The 6,088-nt window shown below is 57.0% G+C and carries 6 protein-coding genes; 2 read left to right on the top strand and 4 right to left on the bottom strand.

The features are described 5' to 3' along the window. On the top strand, positions 1-1,729 hold a 1,729-nt coding region (locus ACK8OU_RS16430; protein WP_410304498.1), incomplete at its 5' end, for a Shedu immune nuclease family protein. 382 nt (positions 1,730-2,111) lie between these two features. Next, positions 2,112-2,396 carry a helix-turn-helix domain-containing protein gene (locus ACK8OU_RS16425; RefSeq protein ID WP_410304497.1) on the top strand — a complete coding sequence of 95 codons (285 nt, stop codon included), beginning with the start codon at positions 2,112-2,114 and terminating at the stop codon, positions 2,394-2,396. Between the two features lie 614 nt (positions 2,397-3,010). On the opposite strand, the gene ACK8OU_RS16420 is transcribed toward ACK8OU_RS16425, so the two are convergent. The 4 genes from ACK8OU_RS16420 to ACK8OU_RS16405 all read right to left on the bottom strand — a co-directional run bounded on the left by ACK8OU_RS16420 (position 3,011) and on the right by ACK8OU_RS16405 (position 5,472). Continuing rightward, positions 3,011-4,069, bottom strand: a complete 1,059-nt coding sequence (locus ACK8OU_RS16420; protein WP_410304496.1) for a TrbL/VirB6 family protein — start codon at positions 4,067-4,069, stop codon at positions 3,011-3,013. After that, positions 4,069-4,431 (bottom strand): hypothetical protein, encoded by a 363-nt coding sequence (locus ACK8OU_RS16415; protein ID WP_410304495.1) that lies wholly within the window; start codon positions 4,429-4,431, stop codon positions 4,069-4,071. The genes ACK8OU_RS16420 and ACK8OU_RS16415 overlap by 1 nt, the downstream gene beginning before the upstream one ends. A 288-nt stretch (positions 4,432-4,719) precedes the next feature. Continuing rightward, complete coding sequence (locus tag ACK8OU_RS16410; protein ID WP_410304501.1) at positions 4,720-5,007, bottom strand: hypothetical protein; 288 nt, start codon at positions 5,005-5,007, stop codon at positions 4,720-4,722. Positions 5,008-5,010: 3 nt separating this feature from the next. Beyond that, a complete protein-coding gene (locus ACK8OU_RS16405) occupies positions 5,011-5,472 on the bottom strand; it encodes a hypothetical protein (protein WP_410304500.1) in 462 nt (153 codons plus the stop codon). Between the last annotated feature and the right edge of the window lie 616 nt (positions 5,473-6,088).

Genomic DNA, 6,088 nt, shown 5'->3' with positions numbered 1-6,088 from the left:
CTATAGTCGTTCTGGGAAGCGCAAAGTTATGGGGCGGAAAGGCATCGGTAAACTTTCGATGTTCGCACTATCTAACTTCGTTCGCGTTACGTCTCAGACCTTGGGCGGAGAGCAGATCGCCTTTGAGGTGGATGTACCAGATCTGAAAAGGAACCTTGAGAAAAGAAATCCCATCATTCTTGACGAGTTTAACGCAACTCCTTTGAAGAGCGGACAAGGGACCAGAATCGAACTTACTCAAGTCCTTAAAACTCTAAATAGAACTGAGACTTATCTTCGAACAAAGCTCGCGCGACGATTTAGTGTCTTGGGTAAAAAGCACGATTTTCGCGTATTCCTTCAAGATAAAGAGATCACAGAAGCGGATAGGGATATTTACGACAAGGTCCAATTTTTGTGGGCATTTGACCAAGAAACAATGGATCGGGTTTCAGAACTTGCGACGAACATAGCCGTCACTAAGGAAACACCTCCCGAGACTTGCAAAAAGTTGCTTTCAAATATCGTATCGCTACCGGATGGCTCCTCGGCAAAAGTCACTGGATTTGTGGCCAGCGTCGTCAAGCCGAGTAATCTTGGCGCTAAGGAAGATAGTGCCAATGCCTTGGCAATTTTTGCCAACGGGCGGGTATTTGCCGAAAATGTCCTCGGAGGCTTGAATAGTGCGAAATACTATCAAAACTATCTGGTAGGCGAAATTCATGCCGATTTCTTGGATGAAGATGACACTGATCGCGCAACCGCAAGCCGGGAGGCGATTAAAAAGGATGATCCGAAATACCGTGCGTTGATCGGCTTTGCTATGTCCACGCTGGAATCTATAGGCGGCCAGTGGGATGATTGGCGGTTGGCACTTGGTTTAGAAAAGGGCACGCCGGGCAACGAAGCTGTCATTGAATGGTTGGAAGGGCTCAAAGATAAGCGGGATCAAAGAACCGCTCGTCGAATGATGACCTCAATTCAAAACGCCACAATTCACTCTGATGAAAGCAAAAATAATTCCGCTAAAGCAACATTGTACCGAGGCGCTATCATAGGATTTGAGAAACTTCGTATTAAAAACCAGTTGGACGAACTTGAAAGGATTACCGATGTATTGGGGCCGGAGTTCGCAGCGATCTTCGGAAGCTTAAGCGAAGTTGAAGAAGCCGCTTATGCAGATATTACGAAACAGAGACTCGAAATAATCCGAAAATTTCGAAGCATCAAAGACGACACCGAAGCGTTGGAAAAAGTGGCGCAAAAATACCTATTTGACCACCTTTGGCTCTTGGACCCCGCCTGGGATCGCGTGTCTGGACGTGCGGAAATGGAATTGACGCTTACCGAGCATATTAAAAATGTTGATCCAGATTCGACAGGAGCTCGTCTCGATATTTCCTACAGAGCTAGTAGTGGAAGACATGTGGTTGTTGAGCTTAAACGTCCTAAACTCAAGAATCTGAAGTTTGATGACCTATATGAGCAAGCTCGAAAATATAGGAAAGCCGTCGAACAGTTTTACGCTGACAAACATCCGAACAAACCGAAGCCGCCACTCGACATCTATCTTCTCATTTCGCAACCGCCCGTAGGGTTTGATGAGAATGATAGGCTGTCTATGGCTCAGCAAAACGCGAAAATCATAACATACGATGAACTGATTACTGATGCGACGAATGCCTACCAGTCCTATCTAGATGCAAGCCAACAGGTTGGAGGCTTGGAAGCATTGTTGCAGAAGATCTGATCCGATCCCAAAGGCGCGAGCTTTCGAAGTCTACCGAAGTCGCTTTTCGAGCGCGTCAATGATTATGTTCTCGATTTCTGATAGCCGTAGGCCGTGATCATGCGCGAGTTCCCATACCAACTGCTCGATGCGAGAGTCTTTCGGTCCGAATGTCCCCCAATCGATTAAAGCGTGCTGATCGGGATGACTGGGAGTCGTCGGTTCCTCGGCGTGACCGCCAATGGTAAGGTCCGGTTTGGGTCCATGTGTCATGATCGTGGCCTCTTGGCGATGTTCCTACTCCGGAAAGACAATGCGAACCTGGCGCAAGGCGAGCAAAACGAACAGGCCCGCCTCTTTCCCACGTTGGCAGATGCCCATCGAAATAGAAAGGAACACGAGCATGAGTTTCGGCAAAGAGCTGATCCAGAGCGCCAATGAGGCGCTGGAAATCGCACGGGGCGATGCGGAACCTGCCGCTGTCTATGTGCCCGAGACCGTTGACGTAGCCGCGATCCGCAGGCAGCAAGGGCTTACTCGGTCCGCTTTTGCTGAACGATATGGGCTGGCAGAAAGCACCATCAGGGATTGGGAGCAAAACCGGCGCAGCCCGGATCGGGCTGCGGTGTTGCTCCTGAAGGTGATCGAGCGCCACCCGGATATAGTGGCGCAAGCTGTTCGTGCATGACCAAGGGCTTCCGACCACTTGTCCTGCCATACGTAGAAAGACGTAACCGCGCGCGCCTCGGGGCCTTACTCGTAAATGACATTTTCCCTACGCCCGTCCTTCCAGCGCGGAAGTATCTCGCCGGTGTTCCACTCGTAGAGCCATCCGACGATTTCGCGCGTCCTGGCATCGAGGATACGCTTGATTGCTTTCGCTTCCAGTCTATTTTGCCTTGGCATGGTTTTCACTCCGTTTTTTTGATCCACGGAGCGCCCCAATCCCGCGCCCTCTTCATCATTGAAGGGAGGGTAAGCGCCCGCTTACCCCTGCCGAGCGGCGAGCGTGAGAGGATGGGGGTGAAGCGAAATCGACAGGGGTGGTGCGGCCCGCAGGCGAAGCCGAGGACACGGCCCTGTCTATTTCGCTTCAGGGGGAAGGAAGCCGAAACTCCTTCCCCCTTCAAAAGGATAGCTGTGGCGCGGCTGGCCGCGCCCCTTTTGTCTTCAGGAGAGGATGGGGGCTGTCTGCCCCCGCGCCCTACGGCGCTCCCCCGAGGATATTTAGGGGAAGATGAAATCGGGCCACGGCAAAGCATGGTCTCCTAAGCCGCAGCCTGATCGTGAGCCGTCGCCCCATCACCGCTTCTTCTTCGCGTCTTCACTCAGGCGTTCCGCGCGGTCCATCATGCGTTGCATCTTGGCCCCCGTGCCGGTCGAAGGGCGAGGATCTGTTGCGGAGTTTGAGGAACGGGTTGCGTCTGCTCCGGCATTCAACCTCCGGCTCGTATCGCTCGTTGCGTTCGAGGATGCTCGGTTCGATTGCTGCGGACGGGATTGCGGCATCATTCTCCTCATGCTGCCGCCGACGGCCGCCGCGGCCCAGCCCGCCTGCAAGTTGCCCGAGATCATCGGCACGATGAAGGGGATTGCGATGACCATCGCAAGCGAGAGGATGACCACCGCCAGAAACGGGATGGTCCCACCGACTTGTTCGACAGAATCCGCCGATCCGATCTGGCTGACCAATAGCCCCACCAGGCCGAAGACCATCGAGAAAATGCCAGCCATCACGACCGGGTAAAGGGCAAAGCTCGCCAGCGAGGACAGCCAGCGATGGAAATAGTCCTTCGTCACCGGGAACATCGAGCAGAGGATCATGATGGGGGCGATGCCGATCAGGAATGTCATCATCATCTTTGCGAGGACGAGAACGGCACCCGCCGCGCCGCTGACCACAGCCAGGAGAGCCATGAAGAACACCCCCATCACGGCCTTGCTGACCGCCCCCATATGCGATGTGGCCGAGTTGCCGTATTCGGCCAGCCTGTCGAGCTGAAGGTCGAAGCGCGCAGCGAAATACTCTGGCCCCGCACCGTCGTCCCCGGTGGCGGAGCCGATCAGGCTTCCCGCGAGTTCATCGAGGCCGTCGATGATGTGCCCGCTGACGAAGTTGAAGTTCGCCCAGTTGAACGCGAATGTGTTGATCAGGCCGATCTTGAGCGACAAGACCAACAGCTCCCTCCCATCCATCGGACGGATTTGCCAGGCCATGTTGATGAACAAGACAATCATCGCGAGGGTCGCGGCTCCGACGACCACCGTGCCGGAAACCTCCGCGACCGCCGCAAACTGAGAGGTCGCCACGGTTTCGAGCCCTTGGTCGGCCGCTTCAACGATAAAGGAAACGATACCCATCACTCCGCCTCCAGGCATTGGATGCGCAACCGATCCCGAAGATCGGAAATGACCGGGAAAAACTCTTCTGCCGACCATGCGATGTGCAGGCTGTCGGTGCCGGTCGGGGCGGCAAAGCCCAGCTCCTCGAACTCGCCCTCGATGATGGACCAGTCGGGCCACAGAGTCTCGCAATCGCAAGAACCGGCCTCCAGCGCCATCTCATGCCGCTTCAGGCTATAGAGGTCGTCCGCCGCCACCGAGCGCCATGCATCTCGAAACGACCGGAAGGTCAGATGTTCCGGTCGCGGGCGGATCGCGCAGCCGTAGCGGTCGGTCTCTACGGGTTGGATGGAATTGTTCAACTCGATCTGATCCGCCATCGCCGGAGCGGCAGTCAAAGCGAGAAACAAGATAGCTCGATAAATCATACGGTTACTCCCGTCGCTTGTTCAGTGTTCAGTGTTCAGTGTTGCTTGTCCGGTGTTGCGTGTTGCGTGTTGCCTGTCGCTTGTCCGGTGTCGCCTGTTGCGTGTTGACTGTCCGGTGTTGAGTGGCCACGGTCGCGTGTCGCGTGTCGCGTGTCGCTTGTTCAGTGTTGCGTGTCCGGCGGAGAGCCGGATTTGCCGATCAATGGCGCAGGCCATGCACGTCCTCCCCGATCTCGTCGGTCACCGCGTCCCGAGGCGCTTCTGCGCCTCCAGCGCGAGCGACAGGCTGTCCTTCAGCTTCGACGGGGCCTGCGTGGTGTCGGGGCCATCCTGCATCCAGCCGTTCAAGGCTTCGACCAATGAGAGCTGCGACCTGAGCAACGCGATCATGGAGCCGCGCAACCCATCCAGTTCCGTTCGCTTGTCCTGACCGGAGGCGGCCAATTCCTGCACGGATGCCTTCGAGGCTTCCGTCAACTGCTCGACGTAGCCCAGTAATTCGCGTTCGAGCGGCGTCAGACCATCCATCGCTCATTCCTTCGGAATCATCAGGCAGTCCACGGGTTCCCCCGCCAGCGAACAACGGGTCAACGTCGCCCCGCCGCTGCGCGGGATCAGATAGGTCGCCTCCTGACGCTCGATCACACGGAGCCCCATCGTGTTCAGGTTGGGCATCAGCCAGGTCATCACCGTCCAGGTCGAAACCCCGGCGCTGATCATCAGGCAGCAGGCCACCAGCATCGGCCACATCAGGGCCTTCCATTCCGGCCGTGCTGCGTTCGCGCTCTGCCGCATGAGGTGCTTCCTCACGCGTAGCAGGTAGCCTTCCGTATCGGTCTTGATTGTAGCCAGCGCGTTTTCGGCAGTGGTCTTCAAATCGGTCCTGAAGCTCTGCAACTGTGCGTCGATCAAGGCGGCGTTCTCTGCCCTGATCCGCTCCATGTCCGCGTTCAGCTTCTCGCTCAGCCGTTGCTTCGGCTCTCCAGTCTTCATGGAAAATCTCTCCTCTCAGGCGAAACCGTTCTTCGGTCTCGGGGTCTTTGACGGTCAGGTAATTCGTGCCCGCGCGGGGCACCTCGAAGCCCGCATCGGTCAAGGCCGCGACCATTCCGGTGCGATCCTCGATCAACCCCATGGAAATCTGGTCGGCGATCCAGGCATGGAGCCCGTCGCGTCCGGCGGCGCGGTCCGGGGTTTCCGACACCGGCTTGACCTCGGCCGCGCGCTCCACGTCCATGGGATCGGCCCAGCCGTGGGTCTTGTTCATCAGGTCGCGCAGGCTGTCGAAGGCGCGCTCATAGCCGGGCGGGGCGATGTTGAGGCTGCGCCCGCTGTGCAGCTCCATGCGTGGCGTGCAGAAATGCAGCTCGACGCGATCCTCGTGGGTGTGGCGCACCCAGAGGCAGGCGTAGCGGTCGGCATCGAGCCCGGCGAAGGCGATCTCCTCGAAACGGTCGATCACCTCCTGCTGCTGGTCTTCGGAGGGGGCGTCCTCGCGGGCGAAGCTGACGACGCCGGCGCGATAGGTCCATTTGTGCGGGCACGCGTCAATCAGGTCAATCATGCCTTGGGGATCGCCGCGCACGACCTCCGGCAACGGCTCGCGCGT

This window comes from Pontitalea aquivivens (assembly GCF_046507575.1).
In the GTDB taxonomy this organism is placed as follows: Bacteria; Pseudomonadota; Alphaproteobacteria; order Rhodobacterales; family Rhodobacteraceae; genus Pontitalea; species Pontitalea aquivivens.
Note: the sequence above shows the minus strand (reverse complement) of the source record. Positions and strands in the feature narration are given on the sequence as shown.